Origin of the sequence: Limnohabitans sp. Rim8, assembly GCF_945901735.1 — a bacterium.
GTDB lineage: Bacteria > Pseudomonadota > Gammaproteobacteria > Burkholderiales > Burkholderiaceae_C > Limnohabitans_A.
On sequence record NZ_CAMDLM010000013.1, the window covers coordinates 76,827 to 91,304 of the forward strand.

The following is a 14,478-nucleotide window of genomic DNA, read 5'->3' on the forward strand; positions in this document are numbered from 1 at the left end:
ACAGGAACCATCATGCGCCTAGGCTACTTCACCATGCCCCTGCACCCCTTCGAGCGGGACACCACGGAGACCTTGCATGAGGACCGGCAAACCATCATCCTGGCCGACAAGCTGGGGTTTTACGACGCGTTTGTGGGCGAGCACCTCACTGACAAAGCCGAAAACGTGACCAACAGCCTGTTGTTCCTGGCCACCTTGATCCCGGAAACCAAGACCATCAAGCTGGGCAGCGGCACCTCCAACTTGTCGCACTCGCACCCCACGCTGCTGGCCTCGCAAGCGGCCATGTTCGACCACTTGGCCAAGGGCCGCTTCATCTTCGGCATCAGCCCCGGGGCCTTGGCATCCGACGCCGAAGCCTTGGGCATCCTGGACCAGGACCGCAACAAGATGTTTGCCGAGGCGATTGATGTGATCCTGGCCATCTGGGAGCGTGAGCCGCCCTACAACATCGACTTTCCGGACAACCGCTTCAAGGTCAGCACGCAAGTCACCTCTGTCCCCTCGATTGGTCGGGGCTACTTGATGAAGCCTCTCCAAGGTCCCCGGCCAGAAATTGTCGGCACGGTGGTGGCGCCCCACTCCAAAGGCGTGATCGCCATGGGCAAACGGGACTTCCACCCCATGTCGGCCAACTTTTTGATGGACCATTGGCTAGCCAGCCATTGGGACAATTACTGTGAGGGCAAAAGCTCCGTCCATGAAGTGGCCAACCCTGCCGACTGGCGCGTGGCGCGCACCATTTTCGTGAGCGACGATAGCGCGACGGCCAACCGCTATGGCCGCGCAGATGCCAACAGCCCTTACCGTTATTACTACCGCCAGATGCTGACCAAGATGATGATGTCCAAGCGCCACGTCATCTTCAAAAAGCACACGGACGAAGACGACAGCCATGTCACGCTGGACCGCCTGCTCGACGAACTGGTGATCACCGGCACCGTCAACGAGGTGACCGACAAAATTTTGGCTTTGCGCGAGAAGGCGGGCCCCTTTGGCGAAATCGTGTACGCGGGCATGGACCTGGTCGATCCCCAGTTGGGACGCCACTCGATGGAGCTGATGGCCAACGAAGTCATGCCCCGCGTCAACCAGGCGCTGGGCCTGGGCTCGGCCATCAACGTGGACGCGCCCCTGGAAACGGCTGCGGCATGACCCCGCAAGCCTTCAGGCAGTTGATGCGTTTGCACCCGGCGGCGGTGAACATCATCGCCACCGGCAAAACACCGCACCGCACGGGCATGACGGTTTCGGCCTTCATGTCTTTGGGTGTGGAGCCGCCCACGGTGGTCTGCGCCATCAACCGCAACGCCTTCAGCTACGCGCACATGGCCGACAACCAGGTGTTCAGTGTGAACACGCTGGCGGTCGAACACATCGCGCTGGCCAAGTTGTTTGCTGGTCAAGCCCAGATGTTCGGCGATGAACGCTTTGACGCGCAGGAATGGGCCCAGTTTGACTCAGGCTCGCCCAGTCTTCGCAGCGCCGTCATGAGCCTGGAATGTCGTCTGATTCGGCAAGTGCAGGAAAGCACGCACTGCCTGATGGTGGGCGAAGTCATCTCTGGCTGCTACAACGACGCCGCCTTGCCCTTGCTGTACCGCGATGGCCAATGGGTGACCACCAGCGATGACCTGCTGATGGTATCGGTTGAGGCGAAGGACATGCGCTGATTTCATGCACAGCACCCAGACTCAAACCCTTGTTTCAAGATTTTTCGCGCGCCGATGGGTGTTGCGCCACCTCATCTGGCTGAGCATGCTTTGGTCGGTCGCAACAGCACACGCTCAGCAGGCTTTTACCTTCGTGGCCCTGGGTGATTTACCTTACGGTTCTGCGCAAAAGGCATATGGCCCCTACAGGTCATTGATTGACCGCATCAACCAGGAGGACCCTGCTTTTTCTGTCCATGTGGGCGATTTCAAATCGGGCTCGACGCTGTGCAGCGATGAAGAATTCACCCATCAGCTGGAACACTTTCAGAGATTCAAAGGTGCCGTGGTCTACACACCGGGTGACAACGAGTGGACCGATTGCCACAGAAGTAACAATGGCGCATTTGACCCCTTGGAGCGTCTGGCCGCATTGCGGCAACGGTTTTTCACACCCGGCTCCTCCTTGGGTGCCAAGCCCATGCCCGTGCAAAACCAGTCGAGGGTCGCGCCCGCTTTCGGTCGTTATGTGGAAAACGTGCGCTGGCTGCACCAAGGGGTTTTGTTTGCCACGCTGCACATCGTGGGCAGCAACAACAATTTGGAAAGCCGGGACATCGCCGCCACCCGAGAGTTTTTTGAACGCGATGCGGCCAATGTGGCTTGGATCCAGGCCACATTCGAGCTAGCGCGACTTCAACAAGCTTCAGCCGTGGTCTTTGCTTTTCAAGCCGACGTGCTGGAAAACAAGACGCTTTGGGCAGATTTCCCGAGCTGGTCAGGGTTTCGCACCAGCATTGGCGAAACCCTACTGCCCATGGCCAATCGCTGGGGCAAACCGGTCTTGGTGGTGCACGGAGACAGCCATCAGTTCAGGCTTGACCAGCCTTTTCAACTGGACAAAAAACCACTGAAAAACGTCACCCGCTTGATCGTGCCCGGCGCATCGGATGTGCGCGCGGTCAAAGTAACCGTCAAAGACGCCAGTTTCGCCTTTGAGATGCTCTCACCGCTGCCCTGAATCACACAACTTGCAGCCAAGGGACCACACACACTTTGCCGGGCCAGATCCAACGTCTCTGACTGCCGGGTGTTAGAGGTGGCGTTTTATGCTGATAGCGGCAGGCCAATCAGGTCCGATAGGGCTTGCAGGCTCAAGCCCTCAACCATGTCTATGACCACAAGCCCTTGGGGCGTGCAGGCCAGCGTGGCCAGGTCGGTGTAGACCCGTTTGACACAGCCAATGCCCGTCAGCGGATAGCTGCAAGATTGCACCAGTTTGCTTTGACCCTGCTTGGTCAGCAGGTCCATCATCACCCAGGTTTGTTTGGCCCCAATGGCCAGGTCCATGGCCCCGCCCACCGCCGGAATGGCGGTGGGCTCACCGGTGTGCCAGTTGGCCAGGTCACCCGTGGCGCTGACCTGAAACGCCCCCAACACGCAGATGTCCAGGTGCCCGCCGCGCATCATGGCAAAGCTGTCGGCGTGGTGAAAATACGCACCACCCGGCAACAAAGTCACCGGCTGTTTGCCCGCGTTGATCAGGTCGTAATCTTCCATCCCTTTGGCGGGCGCCGGGCCCATGCCCAAGATGCCGTTCTCGCTGTGCAAGAGCACTTCGCGGCTGGCAGGGATGTGGTTGGCCACCAAGGTGGGCTGGCCGATGCCGAGGTTCACCGTGGCCCCTTCGGGAATGTCTTGCGCCACGCGGGCCGCCAATTCGTCTTTGCTGCGTCGGGTGTAGCTCATGCCTTGATGCCTCCGGCCTGTGTGGCCACACGGTCGATCTTGACCACCGCTTGCACAAAAATGCCAGGTGTGACCACGTTCTCGGGGTCCAACTCGCCCAAGGCCACTTGCTCGTGTACCGTGGCCACGGTTTTGCGTGCCGCCATGGCCATGATGGGGCCAAAGTTGCGCGCCGCTTTGCGGTAAGTGAGGTTGCCCCAGCGGTCGCCACGCTCGGCCTTGATCAGGGCCAGGTCGGCGTGGATCGGCGTTTCATACACATACATGCGACCATCAATCTCTCGGGTCTCTTTGAGAGAGCCATCGGCGTGTTTGGCCAAATCGGTGCCGTAACCCGTGGGCGTGAAAAACCCGCCAATGCCCGCGCCAGCCGCCCGAATGCGCTCGGCCAAATTGCCTTGGGGCACCAGCTCCAGCTCGAGCTGGCCCGAGCGGTACAAACCATCGAACACATAAGAGTCGGTTTGCCGGGGAAAGCTGCAAATGATCTTGCGCACCCGACCTGCTTTGAGCAAAGCAGCCAAGCCCTGCTCGGCGTTGCCTGCGTTGTTGTTGACCAAGGTGAGGTCACGCGCACCTTGCGCCAGCAAGCCCGCGATCAGCTCATCCGGGATGCCGGCCGTGCCAAAGCCACCAATCATCACCGTGGCCCCATCGGGCGTGTCCGCCAGCGCCTCGGTGACGGAAGAAACAAACTTGTTGATCATGTCGAGCTAGCCTCTATGAATCATTCAAGCTTAACGCTGGCTGTGGGCTTTGCACAGAGGCGTTCCCCCAAGCACAGGCACTTGAGCGACTGACCGGGTCTCGCCCAACCCATGACCAGCAGACACGAAAAAGCCATGGCGAACCCAGTTCGGCACGGCCTGGTGTGCGCCCTTGGGTGAAAGCGTCTAATCAATACTGCTTGTAAGGCAAGAACTTGCCCGACAGCACCACGTTCACGCGGTCGCCTTTGGGGTCGGGCTGGCGCACGATGTCCATGCTGAAGTCGATGGCGCTCATGATGCCGTCGCCAAATTCTTCGTGGATGAGTTCCTTGATGGTGGTGCCGTACACGCTCACGATTTCGTACCAGCGGTAGATCAGCGGGTCGGTGGGCACTTGGCTTGGCAGTGAGCCTTTGTAGGGCACCACTTGCAGCCATTTGATTTCTTCGGCGGTCAGGCCAAAGATTTTGCCAATGACCTTGGCTTGCTTGGCATCAAAGGTCATTTGGCCCAAGCACCCGGCGGTGACCCATTCTTTGGACAGGCCGACTTTTTCGGCGACATCGCTCCACTTGATGCCTTTGGACACTTTGGCTGTGATGATTTTTTCGGTGATGTCTAAACGGTTCATAAAAGACCTCTTGAGGGGAGTTGAAGATAATTCGGGAAAAAAGAAAGAGTCAATGGGCTTTGGCGCGGGACACCAAAAAGTCCACGATGTGGTTGCGCATGTCGTAGTAGCCGGGCAGGTGGTGCAAATGGGCACGCGTGCGTTCACGTGGCAGCGGGTTGACCACCACTTCAGCCAGGCCACCAGGCACATAACTGCCACCCGACTCGTTGCCGTTGCTCATGAGCAAGATGCGGTCGGACAAAAGAATCGCTTCGTCCACGTCGTGCGTGATCATGAAAACGGTTTGCTGCGTCTGGCGCACGATGGTCATCAGCTCGTCTTGGATGGTGCCGCGCGTGAGCGCATCCAATGCGCCAAAAGGCTCGTCGAGCAACAGCATCTTGGGCTGGATGGCAAACGCACGGGCAATGCCCACGCGCTGCTTCATGCCGCCCGACAGCTGGCTGGGCTTTTTGTCGATGGCGTGCAGCAAACCGACCATGCCGACGTGCTTTTCCACATGCCCATTGACCTGCGGTGTTTTCCATTCGGGCCATTTGGACCGCACAGCAAACGCGATGTTTTGCCGCACCGTGAGCCAGGGCATGAGCGCGTGGCTTTGAAAGACCACACCACGCTCTAGGCTGGGCCCTGCGATCTCGCGCCCGTCCATGAAGGCGTGGCCCGTGCTGGCCGTGTCCAAACCCGCCAGCACGTTCAAAATGGTGGTCTTGCCGCAACCCGAATGGCCGATGATGCAGACAAACTCACCCTTGTCGATGGTGAAAGTCACGTCCGAAAACACCGGCTTGTCGCTTTGGTAAGCCTTGCCCAGTTTTTCGATCTTGAGGAAAGCGTTCATGGCTTTGGCCTTGGGTTGAGGTGCGTGGGTGTCGGATGACAAAGGCGCGATCAGCTCGCGTTCGGTGGCTTCACTCCACATAGGTCACCGCCTTTTGCACTTGGGCAAATGCCAAGTCCAGCAACATGCCGACCACGCCGATCACCAGCACCGCAAAGATCACGTTCACCAGCGACAAGTTGTTCCACTCGTTCCACACGAAGTAGCCCACGCCCGTGCCACCCACCAGCATCTCGGCGGCCACGATCACCAGCCAGGCGATGCCCATGCTGATGCGCATGCCGGTGACGATGGTCGGCGCTGCGGCGGGCAGGATCACCTGGAAGGCCTTGCGCAGGGGACGCACTTCCAGCGTGCTGGCCACATTCAGCCATTCGCGCTTGACAGCGGCCACGCCAAAGGCGGTGTTGATCAGCATGGGCCAAACCGAGCAAATGAAGATGACGAAGATGCCACTGACTTCCGAGTCTTTCAGCGTGTACAACGCCAAGGGCATCCAGGCCAGCGGGCTGATGGGTTTGAGCACCTGGATGAAGGGGTCAAACGCTTTGCGCATGAGCGGCGACATGCCGATCATGAAACCCACCGGCAAAGCCACCAGCACGGCCAGGAAAAAGCCCAAGGCCACCCGGCCCAGAGAATGCGCCAGCTGAATACCGATGCCTTTGTCGTTGGGGCCTTTGTCATAAAACGGATCGGCCAGGTGGCCCATCATGGCCTTGCCCACTTCAAGCGGCGGCGGAAACCCCGTGGTTTTGACCGCCCCCGGGTCTTTGCCCATCATCTTTTGGTATTCGATCTCTTCGGCCGTCATGCCCGCCTTGGAGGCGCCGGCCACCGTTGGGGCAGTGGCTGAGAGTTGCCACGCCCCCAGAAAGACCAAGAACATGAGCAGCGAGACCATGGCCGCGCGCAAATTGAGGTGCGTGGTTTTCATGTGCCTCAGCCCATCTTATTGATCGCAAAGCTCTTGATGTAGTCCTCAGGCTTGGCCGGGTCAAACTCTTTGCCCATGATCTTGTACTTGGGGTAAGGCGTGGTGGCCGCAAAGCTGTGGCCCAGCTCTTTCATGTGCTTGCGCGCATCGGTGATGAGGAACACCTTCTCAGCGATTTGCTTGTAATTCACATCGCCTTTGACATAACCCCAGCGCTTCATTTGCGTCAGCATCCACACCGCCATGCTTTGCCAAGGCATGGGGTCGAAGTCCGCGCGGTCAGGCACGTTTTGCACCTTGCCCAAACCGTCGGCAAACTTGCCAGTCAGCACTTGGGCAAGCACCGCCTCAGGTTGGTTCAGGTACTGCGCAGGTGAAATCACCTTAGCGATCAGTTCTCGGTTTTCGGGCTTGCGGGCCATGGCCGCTGCGGTCAGCACCGCGCGGTAGAGCGCAGCGAAGGTGTTGGGGTTCTTTTGGATGAATTCGGTGCTGGTGCCAAAGGCGCAGCAGGGGTGCCCGTCCCACAGCTCTTTGGTCAGGATGTGGATGAAGCCGACTTCATCGAACACGGCACGCTGGTTGAAGGGATCGGGTCCGAGGAAACCGTCGATGTTGCCCGAGCGCAAGTTGGCCACCATCTCCGGTGGCGGCACCACACGGATCTGCACATCGGTATCGGGGTTGATGCCGTTTTCGGCCAGGTAGTAGCGCAGCAAGAAGTTGTGCATTGAGTAATCAAATGGCACCGCAAACTTGAAGCCCTTCCAGTTCTTCGGGTCGCGGTTGTTCTTGTGCTTGACAGCCAGCGTGATGGCTTGGCCGTTGATGTTCTGGATGGTGGCCACGTTCATGGGCGTGGCGTTGGCACCCAAACCCATGCTGATGGCCAAGGGCATGGGCGACAGGAAGTGGGTGGCGTCGTATTCCTTGTTGATCATCTTGTCGCGGATCAAGGCCCAGCCGGCGGTCTTGGTCACTTCGACATTCAAGCCTTGCTTTTGGTAAAAGCCCAACGGATCGGCCATGATGAGTGGCGTGGCGCAGGTGATCGGGATGAAGCCGATCTTGAGGTTGGTTTTTTCCAAGGGGCCTTTGCTTTGCGCCAGGGCCTGCAAGCTGGCCACGGGCAGCACGCTGGCAATGGCGGCCATGGCGGTCTTTTTGCCCACGGCGCGCAAGAACATGCGGCGCTCTTCGTCGTGCGGGAACAGCGACTTGACCAGCGTGGCCTCGATGAACTCTTGGCTGTAGGCTTCAAACTCGGCGGTTTCTGAACGGGCACGCAGCTGCGCAGCGGCCGCATCAGCAGCCACTTCGGCGTGGTGGTCGGCAGGAGAATGGTCACGTCCGCAGCTGCACTTGAGCATCAGGGGACGGTCGGCGTTGTACGGGTCAAAAAATTCAGACATGGCAGCCTCGCTTTGTTGAAGATGCTCAGGTCCATGCAAGCTGCGGGCCAGAAACCCGTGAATGCGTGCCATAGGCCGAGCGCATCTTCATTTAGCAAGCCACTTGTCGATGCGGCGTAGGGCTGGCCCTACAAATCCCGGGCAGGTCGAACCAGGTCAATAGCGCCCGACGATGCTTTGCGCATACAAAGCCAATTCCACATCGTTCTTGGTGCCGGTCTTTTCTAAGATTCGTGCACGGTAAGTGCTCACGGTGTTGGGAGCCAAGCTCAGCTGTGCACCAATTTCGCTCACGGTGTGGCCTTGGGTCAACAAAAGATAGACCTGATGCTCGCGATACGACAGCATGTCGATCCCGGTTTTGGTGCGACCTTGGCTGAACAGACTGGCCAAGGCCTCGGCGGTGGCGGGCGAGACATGCTTGCCTCCCGCTGCCACGCGACGCAAGGCCGCGATCAGGCCGTCCGGGTCGGTGCTTTTGTTCAGATAGCCCGAGGCCCCCAGCTGAATGCAACGCACCGCATATTGTTTTTCGGGGTAGGTGCTGAGCATGAGCACGGGCAACCCCGGCCAGTCGCGACGCAGTGCTTGCAACACCTCCAACCCGTCCATGCCTGGCAAGGCGATGTCGAGCAAGACCACATCGATGCCCAGCTGGCCCTGCAGCTTGTGCACCTCGCCCAGCACGCCGGGACCGGTGTCGGCCTCGGCCACGACCTGCAAGGCGGGGTCGTCGGCCAGCACCATCTTCAGGCCTTCACGTACGATTTTATGGTCGTCGCCCAGCAGCACACGCACGATGGATTTCATGGCGCGGCCTCCATGACAGGCAAGGGCATAGAAAGCCGCATGCGGGTGCCCCTACCGGGATGGCTGTCGATGTCAATCACACCACCAAAGTGACGCGCTCGCTCGCGCATGCCCAAGATGCCGTAGGCTTGCGCCGACTCAAAGGCCTGCAACTCGGCCCCGCAGCCATCGTCTTCCACCGACAGGTGCAGCCAGCCCTCGCGCTCCACGATGTCCACATCCACCGTGTGCGCCCGGGCGTGGCGGCCCACGTTGCTGAGCATCTCTTGAAAAATGCGAAACACCGCCATGGCCATGGGCTCAGGCAACTCCCGCTGCTCGTTGACTTCCATGCACCACTTGAGTTGCTGTTCTGCCGACTGCACAAACTCCTGCGCCTGCCACTCCAAAGCACCCCACAGGCCCTGGTGGTCCAAGATGCTGGGACGCAGGTCGGTGATGATGCGGCCCACATTGACCACCGCGTTCTCGATCAAGCGGCTCATGTTCTGACACTTGCCCCGCATTTTCTCGCGCATGTTTTGTGCTTCCAGCGCGGCCCGCTGTTCTTGCTCGGACAGGCGCTTGTCCAGCCAGCCCACATCCATCTTCAGGGCCACCAGCAAGCTGCCCAACTCGTCGTGCACCTCACGCGCGATGCGGGTGCGCTCTTCTTCGCGCACCGCCTCGGACCAGGCGGCCAGTTCGCGCAGTTGTTGCAAGGCGGTTTCCAGCGCTTGCGTGCGCTCGGCCACCCGCTGCTCCAGTTCGTTCTTGGCCTGGTGCAAAGCGTGTTCGGCCCGCTTGCGTTCGGTGATGTCGACAAAGGTCACCACCGCGCCGCGCACCTCGCCCTGGTCAAACACCGGGTAGCTCGAATACTCCACCGGAAAGCTGTGGCCATCTGCCCGCCAGAAAACTTCGCTGTCGATGCGGCAGGGCTCCCCCCGGCGAAACGCGTTGTAAATCGGGCAGTCGTCCATCGGGTAATGCGCCCCGTCGCCATGCGAGTGGTGCGTGAGCACATGCATGTTTTGGCCCAACACCTGCTGTGGTGCCATGCCGATCATGCGGGCCCCGGCCGGGTTGATGAAGACGCACAGGCCGTCCAGATCAACCCCGAATACCCCCTCGCCGGTGGAGGCCAGCATCAGACCCAAGGGGTCGCGCCAGGCGTCGGTGACGCCCACGATGCCGTTCATGGCCGGCTGCGAAGGAAGTCGTACAAGGTTCATGCACATGACAAGCAAGCCGTGTGCCAAACATCGCGCTTGACGGGTTCATCGCCTTGGGCTGCTCTGGGTTTGTCGCCTTCGGCAACAGGCCTGACTGGGGCCGCGCGTGACAATGACGCACACGTTTGCAAGATTTGAATGCTGATTGGATGGCCATGAAACCTTTACCCCCTGCGCTGCTGCAAGGCGCTTCGAACTTTCGTGATGTTGGCGGATACCACAATGCCGATGGCCGCCGTGTGCGGCGCGGCCAAGTCTTTCGCTCGGACCATTTGGCAGGCTTGACGCCTGAAGATTTGGTGCGCTTGGCGTCCTTGGGCATCGGTCACAGCCTGGACTTTCGCGGCGCAGCCGAATCCACCACCACGCCCTATGCGATTCCGGGCGTGCAGCGCCTGGCGCTGACCATCGAGCCCAGCGTGATCGCCCGCATGCAAGCGCTGGTGGTGCAAGGCATCGTGCCCACCACCGAAGAAACCGTGGCGCTGATGTGCGAGACCTACCGTGATTTTGTGAACCACAACGCGGGCACCTTTGGCCGTTTTTTAAAGCACCTGCTGGAGCAGCCCACACCGCAGGTGTTCCACTGCACCGCTGGCAAGGACCGCACGGGCTTTGCCGCCGCGCTGCTGCTGTCTGCGCTGGGGGTGGACCGCGCCACCATCGAACACGACTATTTGCTGACCAACCAGCTGTACAAACGCGATAACCGCCTTGAGGGATCGGGGCACCCCCATGTGATGAAGGTGCTGTGGCAAGTGCAGCCCGAGTTTTTGCACGCGGCGTTTGACGCGGTGGACCAGCAGCATGGCGGCATGCACGACTATTTGCACGGGGCGATTGGTCTCCGCCCGCAAGAACTGGCCGAGCTCAAGCAAATGCTTCTGGAAAACTGATCAGGCCGCTTCTTTGTAAAAGAACCCACCGTGCACATTGCGCGGGGCCAGCGGGCCAACCGCCTTGCTGATCGCGCCGATGTGATCGGGCGTGGTGCCGCAGCAGCCACCGACAATGTTCACCAGCCCTTCGGCGGCGAACTCGTGCAGCAAGCGGCTGGTCACTTCGGGGGTTTCGTCAAAGCCGGTGTCGCTCATGGGGTTGGGCAGGCCGGCGTTGGGGTAGCAGCTGATGAACGTGTCGCCCGCCACTTTATTCAGCTCTTGAATGTAGGGGCGCATCAGCGTGGCACCCAAAGCGCAGTTCAGGCCAATGGCCAGCGGCTGGGCGTGGCGCACGCTGTGCCAGAAAGCGGTGACGGTTTGGCCGCTCAAGATGCGGCCCGAAGCATCGGTCACCGTGCCACTGATGATCAGCGGCAGGCGCTCGCCGCTGGCTTCAAAGAACTCTTCGATGGCAAACAGCGCAGCCTTGGCGTTGAGCGTGTCAAAAATCGTTTCGACCAGCAGCACATCCGAGCCGCCTTCGACCAGCGCTTGAACCTGCTCGTAATAAGCGGCGCGCAGTTCTTCAAAGGTCACGTTTCGGGCACCGGCATCGTTCACGTCGGGGCTGATGCTGGCGGTTTTGGGCGTGGGGCCCAAAGCACCCACCACATAGCGGGGCTTGTCGGGCGTGGAGAACTTGTCGCAAGCGGCGCGGGCCAATTTCGCGGACTGCAGGTTCATCTCGCGGGCCAAGTGCTGCATGTCGTAGTCGGCCTGGGCCACGGTGGTGGCGCCAAAGGTGTTGGTTTCGATCAGGTCAGCCCCGGCGGCAAGATACCCTTCGTGGATGTCGCGGATCACGTCGGGGCGGGTCAGGCTCAGCAGCTCGTTGTTGCCCTTGACGTCTTTGGGGAAGTCCTTGAAGCGCTCGCCCCGGTAGTCGGCTTCGGACAATTTGAAGCGCTGGATCATGGTGCCCATGGCCCCGTCCAGGATGGCGATGCGGGTGTTCAGAATCTCGGGCAGCGCTTGGGCGCGGGTGTAGGTCAAAGGTTTCATTCGGTGTGGGCAAAAAAAACAAGGGCGTCCGGCGTTTGGCGTTTGTCTTGCCAGGCTTGCAGCGCCTGGGCGCGAGTGGCGCCGGGGTGCTGCTCAAAGTAATCGCGGATGTGCTGGTTGAACTGTAATTGTCGCTGAATGGGCGAAGGCCCCCGCGTCAGGCTGGTTTGGTAAACGGCCAATGCCTGCGCCAGCGTCTGGCCTTGCGGATTTTTGAACAGATCGCGCAAGGCCTGGTTTAAAGGAAAAACGGGGGGTGTGGGCCACAAAAAGGCCCGCAAGCTTCAGGTCAGACCGCGCTGCCCACCCGGTGAAAATGCTTGGCATAAATCATCCACCGCCCTTCGTGCTGCATCAGGTTCAGGTGGTCTTCCATGATGTTGTCAAACAGGCGCAGCCGCACTTTGACCAGCGCCATGGTGGGCGACAACACATCCAGCGTCAGGACTTGCTCATCGCGCGGGAAGCCGCCTGATGCTGGCGACTTGCGGCCTTGCACCATGTCGCGGTAGACCGCATACGGGCGCACCACCAGCTGGCCGTCTTGTTGCGAATACAACACGCAGTCCTTGTGAAACACCCGGTCAAACAGGGCCATGTCCTGGGTTTGCAGGACTTCAAAATAGTCGGCCAAAAAAGGGCGCAGATCGTCGATAAGCATGAAAGGTTCCTTGTTAAACTTTGAAAGCGCTGTGCCTGAGAAGACCCAACGCTGTTCAGTCTAGGCAACGCCATGCGCTGTCTGGCTCCTTTTTTTTCGAGCATTCAGCGAATTCCATTGACATGACCGGACGCGCCCCGCCCCTGCCCGCCTTGCGCGCCTTTGCCGCCTGGGTGCGGCTGGGCTCGGTCAATGCTGCAGCCGAAGAACTCAAGCTCACGCCCGGTGCGGTGAGCCACCAGATCCGGGCGCTGGAAGAATTTTTGGAAGTGCCTCTGATCGAGCGCAACGGTCGCCACTGGACGCTGACCGACACGGGTCGCATCTACGGCTACCAAGTGCGTCAAGCGCTGCAAGACATCGTGGACGTCACCGAACGTGTGCGCAGCCACCGCCCGGTGCAACAGACCCAGAGCCTGCGCGTGGCGGTGTTGCCCTCCTTTGCCCATGGCTGGCTGTTGCCCCGGCTGGCAGACTTCACCCGCTGGCACCCGCATGTGCAACTGCAGCTGCATGGCTCCATGGACTATGTCGATTTGAACGAGGGCCAGTTGGACTGCGCCATCCGCTTCGGCCATGGCCGCTGGCCAGAGGCCAAGGTGAGGCCGCTGATGGGCGACAGCCTGGTGTTGCTGGCCGCGCCCTCGCTGCTGGGGCCAGAGCCGCCGCAAACCCTGCAAGAAGCGCTGCAACTGCCGCTGCTGCACGCCAGCGAAAACTGGGCCAGCTGGCTGGCCGAGCTGTCTGAGGCCCACAGCGGGGTGCAGCGGCCACCCGCGCGGATGACCTTCACCGACTCGACGCACCTGCTCGAAGCTGCGCGTCAAGGTCTGGGGGTGGCGCTCAGCCGCCGCGCCATCGCTGACAACCTGTTGCAGCGCCACGAGCTGGTGCCCGCCCATGCGCACGAAAGCCCGCACGCCTCGGCCTATTACCTGCTGTTGCCACCCAGCAGCGTCAAACACCCGGCACGCGAGGCCTTTGCCGATTGGTTGCAAGGCGCATGCGCACGGTTTGCACAACGCCACACCCTGGGCACGGGCAACACAACCGCAAGCTGATCAGGCTTGCCATGCCTCGCGTCAAGGCATGTGTTCCAGCCTTCAAACCTGGACGTAACGCCCAAACCCGGCCGCCCGGAGCTGGCAAGCTGGGCACTGGCCGCAGCCATAACCCCAATCGTGGCGCTGCGTGCGGTCGCCCAAATAGCAGGTGTGGGTGTGCTCCACGATCAGGTCCACCAAGGCCGCTCCGCCACCGTGGGTATCGGCTTTTTGGCCCAAGTCGTGCGCCAGTTGCCAGGTCTGCGCCTTGTCGATCCACATCAGCGGTGTTTCGATCAGCAGCTTGCGGTCCATGCCCAGCGACAGGGCGACCTGCATCGCCTTCATGGTGTCGTCGCGGCAATCCGGGTAGCCCGAAAAATCGGTCTCGCACACGCCGGTGACGATGACCTGCAAACCCCGCCGATAAGCCAAAGCCGCAGCCAGCGTGAGGAACAGCAGGTTGCGCCCCGGCACAAAAGTGTTGGGCAAGCCCGAGCTTTCCATCTCAATGGCGGTGTCGCGGGTCAAAGACGTGTCGCTGATCTGCCCCAGGATGCCCGCGTCCAGCAGATGGTCCTCACCCATTTTGGGGGCCCATTGCGGAAAGCGCGCCTTGATCGCCGCCAACACGTTCAGCCGGGCGTCCAACTCAACCTTGTGGCGCTGGCCATAGTCAAAAGCCAGGGTTTCGACGCGTTCATAACGGGCCAAAGCATGGGCCAGGCAGGTGGTGGAGTCCTGGCCACCAGAAAACAGAACAAGGGCAGAGGTGTGCATGGGCTGGGATGGTAACGCTGTCCATGCATGGGGCGCGTTTGGAAGGGGGCGGCGGCGGGCTCCTCATACTGCGGGTACACAGAAATCGTCGC

General features: G+C 60.5%; 17 protein-coding genes. 5 read left to right on the forward strand and 12 right to left on the reverse strand.

Translation table 11 applies throughout. From position 1 onward, the window contains the following. Positions 1–12: 12 nt before the first annotated feature. The 3 genes from Q0O99_RS08555 (at position 13) to Q0O99_RS08565 (ending at position 2,673) form a co-directional block, all read left to right on the forward strand. Positions 13–1,155, forward strand: coding sequence for an LLM class flavin-dependent oxidoreductase (locus Q0O99_RS08555; RefSeq protein ID WP_293750440.1), 1,143 nt, complete (start codon positions 13–15; stop codon positions 1,153–1,155). Next, positions 1,152–1,673, forward strand: coding sequence for a flavin reductase family protein (locus Q0O99_RS08560; protein WP_293750442.1), 522 nt, complete (start codon positions 1,152–1,154; stop codon positions 1,671–1,673). The genes Q0O99_RS08555 and Q0O99_RS08560 overlap by 4 nt, the downstream gene beginning before the upstream one ends. A gap of 85 nt (positions 1,674–1,758) precedes the next feature. Continuing rightward, the gene (locus Q0O99_RS08565) at positions 1,759–2,673 is read left to right on the forward strand and encodes a hypothetical protein (protein ID WP_293750444.1); all 915 of its coding nucleotides are present in this window, start codon (positions 1,759–1,761) and stop codon (positions 2,671–2,673) included. Between the two features lie 86 nt (positions 2,674–2,759). On the opposite strand, the gene Q0O99_RS08570 is transcribed toward Q0O99_RS08565, so the two are convergent. The 8 genes from Q0O99_RS08570 to Q0O99_RS08605 form a co-directional block, all read right to left on the reverse strand. After that, on the reverse strand, positions 2,760–3,401 hold the full coding sequence (locus tag Q0O99_RS08570) for a 3-oxoacid CoA-transferase subunit B (RefSeq protein WP_293750446.1): 642 nt from the start codon (positions 3,399–3,401) through the stop codon (positions 2,760–2,762). Beyond that, positions 3,398–4,108 carry a 3-oxoacid CoA-transferase subunit A gene (locus Q0O99_RS08575; protein ID WP_293750448.1) on the reverse strand — a complete coding sequence of 237 codons (711 nt, stop codon included), beginning with the start codon at positions 4,106–4,108 and terminating at the stop codon, positions 3,398–3,400. Before Q0O99_RS08575 ends, Q0O99_RS08570 begins: the two co-directional genes overlap by 4 nt. Positions 4,109–4,298: 190 nt before the next feature. Further along, the gene (cynS, locus tag Q0O99_RS08580; RefSeq protein WP_293750450.1) at positions 4,299–4,742 is read right to left on the reverse strand and encodes a cyanase; all 444 of its coding nucleotides are present in this window, start codon (positions 4,740–4,742) and stop codon (positions 4,299–4,301) included. A 49-nt stretch (positions 4,743–4,791) separates the two neighbouring features. Further along, positions 4,792–5,667: an ABC transporter ATP-binding protein gene (locus tag Q0O99_RS08585; protein WP_293750452.1), complete on the reverse strand. Its 876-nt coding sequence runs from the start codon at positions 5,665–5,667 to the stop codon at positions 4,792–4,794. Then, on the reverse strand, positions 5,657–6,523 hold the full coding sequence (ntrB, locus tag Q0O99_RS08590) for a nitrate ABC transporter permease (RefSeq protein WP_293750454.1): 867 nt from the start codon (positions 6,521–6,523) through the stop codon (positions 5,657–5,659). The genes Q0O99_RS08585 and ntrB overlap by 11 nt, the downstream gene beginning before the upstream one ends. Before the next feature lie 5 nt (positions 6,524–6,528). After that, the gene (locus Q0O99_RS08595; RefSeq protein ID WP_293750456.1) at positions 6,529–7,935 is read right to left on the reverse strand and encodes a CmpA/NrtA family ABC transporter substrate-binding protein; all 1,407 of its coding nucleotides are present in this window, start codon (positions 7,933–7,935) and stop codon (positions 6,529–6,531) included. Between the two features lie 156 nt (positions 7,936–8,091). Further along, positions 8,092–8,745 (reverse strand): response regulator transcription factor, encoded by a 654-nt coding sequence (locus tag Q0O99_RS08600; protein ID WP_293750458.1) that lies wholly within the window; start codon positions 8,743–8,745, stop codon positions 8,092–8,094. Then, positions 8,742–9,926: a PAS domain-containing sensor histidine kinase gene (locus Q0O99_RS08605; protein WP_293750480.1), complete on the reverse strand. Its 1,185-nt coding sequence runs from the start codon at positions 9,924–9,926 to the stop codon at positions 8,742–8,744. The genes Q0O99_RS08600 and Q0O99_RS08605 overlap by 4 nt, the downstream gene beginning before the upstream one ends. 182 nt (positions 9,927–10,108) lie before the next feature. Between Q0O99_RS08605 and Q0O99_RS08610 the strand changes: the two genes are divergently transcribed. Next, positions 10,109–10,855, forward strand: a complete 747-nt coding sequence (locus Q0O99_RS08610; RefSeq protein ID WP_293750460.1) for a tyrosine-protein phosphatase — start codon at positions 10,109–10,111, stop codon at positions 10,853–10,855. Here Q0O99_RS08610 and Q0O99_RS08615 read toward each other — a convergent pair whose 3' ends face one another. From Q0O99_RS08615 to Q0O99_RS08625, 3 genes are read right to left on the reverse strand one after another with little or no spacing between them, the layout of a single operon-like run. Then, positions 10,856–11,902, reverse strand: coding sequence for a homocysteine S-methyltransferase family protein (locus Q0O99_RS08615; protein WP_293750462.1), 1,047 nt, complete (start codon positions 11,900–11,902; stop codon positions 10,856–10,858). Then, on the reverse strand, positions 11,899–12,132 hold the full coding sequence (locus Q0O99_RS08620) for a hypothetical protein (RefSeq protein WP_293750464.1): 234 nt from the start codon (positions 12,130–12,132) through the stop codon (positions 11,899–11,901). Before Q0O99_RS08620 ends, Q0O99_RS08615 begins: the two co-directional genes overlap by 4 nt. Positions 12,133–12,191: 59 nt before the next feature. Next, positions 12,192–12,563, reverse strand: coding sequence for a nuclear transport factor 2 family protein (locus Q0O99_RS08625; RefSeq protein ID WP_293750466.1), 372 nt, complete (start codon positions 12,561–12,563; stop codon positions 12,192–12,194). 122 nt (positions 12,564–12,685) lie between these two features. Here Q0O99_RS08625 and Q0O99_RS08630 point away from each other — a divergent pair, with 122 nt between their 5' ends. Continuing rightward, complete coding sequence (locus Q0O99_RS08630; RefSeq protein ID WP_293750468.1) at positions 12,686–13,624, forward strand: LysR substrate-binding domain-containing protein; 939 nt, start codon at positions 12,686–12,688, stop codon at positions 13,622–13,624. Positions 13,625–13,666: 42 nt separating this feature from the next. Here the strand turns inward: Q0O99_RS08630 and queC are convergent, their stop codons facing one another. Next, positions 13,667–14,386, reverse strand: coding sequence for a 7-cyano-7-deazaguanine synthase QueC (gene queC / locus Q0O99_RS08635; protein WP_293750470.1), 720 nt, complete (start codon positions 14,384–14,386; stop codon positions 13,667–13,669). Between the last annotated feature and the right edge of the window lie 92 nt (positions 14,387–14,478).

Bases quoted from the DNA above. Each gene is read 5' to 3' on its own strand.
- Q0O99_RS08555 (WP_293750440.1), top strand. From the start codon at position 13: ATGCGCCTAGGCTACTTCACCATGCCCCTGCACCCCTTCGAGCGGGAC.
- Q0O99_RS08560 (WP_293750442.1), top strand. From the start codon at position 1,152: ATGACCCCGCAAGCCTTCAGGCAGTTGATGCGTTTGCACCCGGCGGCG.
- Q0O99_RS08565 (WP_293750444.1), top strand. From the start codon at position 1,759: ATGCTTTGGTCGGTCGCAACAGCACACGCTCAGCAGGCTTTTACCTTC.
- Q0O99_RS08570 (WP_293750446.1), bottom strand. From the start codon at position 3,401: ATGAGCTACACCCGACGCAGCAAAGACGAATTGGCGGCCCGCGTGGCG.
- Q0O99_RS08575 (WP_293750448.1), bottom strand. From the start codon at position 4,108: ATGATCAACAAGTTTGTTTCTTCCGTCACCGAGGCGCTGGCGGACACG.
- cynS (WP_293750450.1), bottom strand. From the start codon at position 4,742: ATGAACCGTTTAGACATCACCGAAAAAATCATCACAGCCAAAGTGTCC.
- Q0O99_RS08585 (WP_293750452.1), bottom strand. From the start codon at position 5,667: ATGTGGAGTGAAGCCACCGAACGCGAGCTGATCGCGCCTTTGTCATCC.
- ntrB (WP_293750454.1), bottom strand. From the start codon at position 6,523: ATGAAAACCACGCACCTCAATTTGCGCGCGGCCATGGTCTCGCTGCTC.
- Q0O99_RS08595 (WP_293750456.1), bottom strand. From the start codon at position 7,935: ATGTCTGAATTTTTTGACCCGTACAACGCCGACCGTCCCCTGATGCTC.
- Q0O99_RS08600 (WP_293750458.1), bottom strand. From the start codon at position 8,745: ATGAAATCCATCGTGCGTGTGCTGCTGGGCGACGACCATAAAATCGTA.
- Q0O99_RS08605 (WP_293750480.1), bottom strand. From the start codon at position 9,926: ATGAACGGCATCGTGGGCGTCACCGACGCCTGGCGCGACCCCTTGGGT.
- Q0O99_RS08610 (WP_293750460.1), top strand. From the start codon at position 10,109: ATGGCCATGAAACCTTTACCCCCTGCGCTGCTGCAAGGCGCTTCGAAC.
- Q0O99_RS08615 (WP_293750462.1), bottom strand. From the start codon at position 11,902: ATGAAACCTTTGACCTACACCCGCGCCCAAGCGCTGCCCGAGATTCTG.
- Q0O99_RS08625 (WP_293750466.1), bottom strand. From the start codon at position 12,563: ATGCTTATCGACGATCTGCGCCCTTTTTTGGCCGACTATTTTGAAGTC.
- Q0O99_RS08630 (WP_293750468.1), top strand. From the start codon at position 12,686: ATGACCGGACGCGCCCCGCCCCTGCCCGCCTTGCGCGCCTTTGCCGCC.
- queC (WP_293750470.1), bottom strand. From the start codon at position 14,386: ATGCACACCTCTGCCCTTGTTCTGTTTTCTGGTGGCCAGGACTCCACC.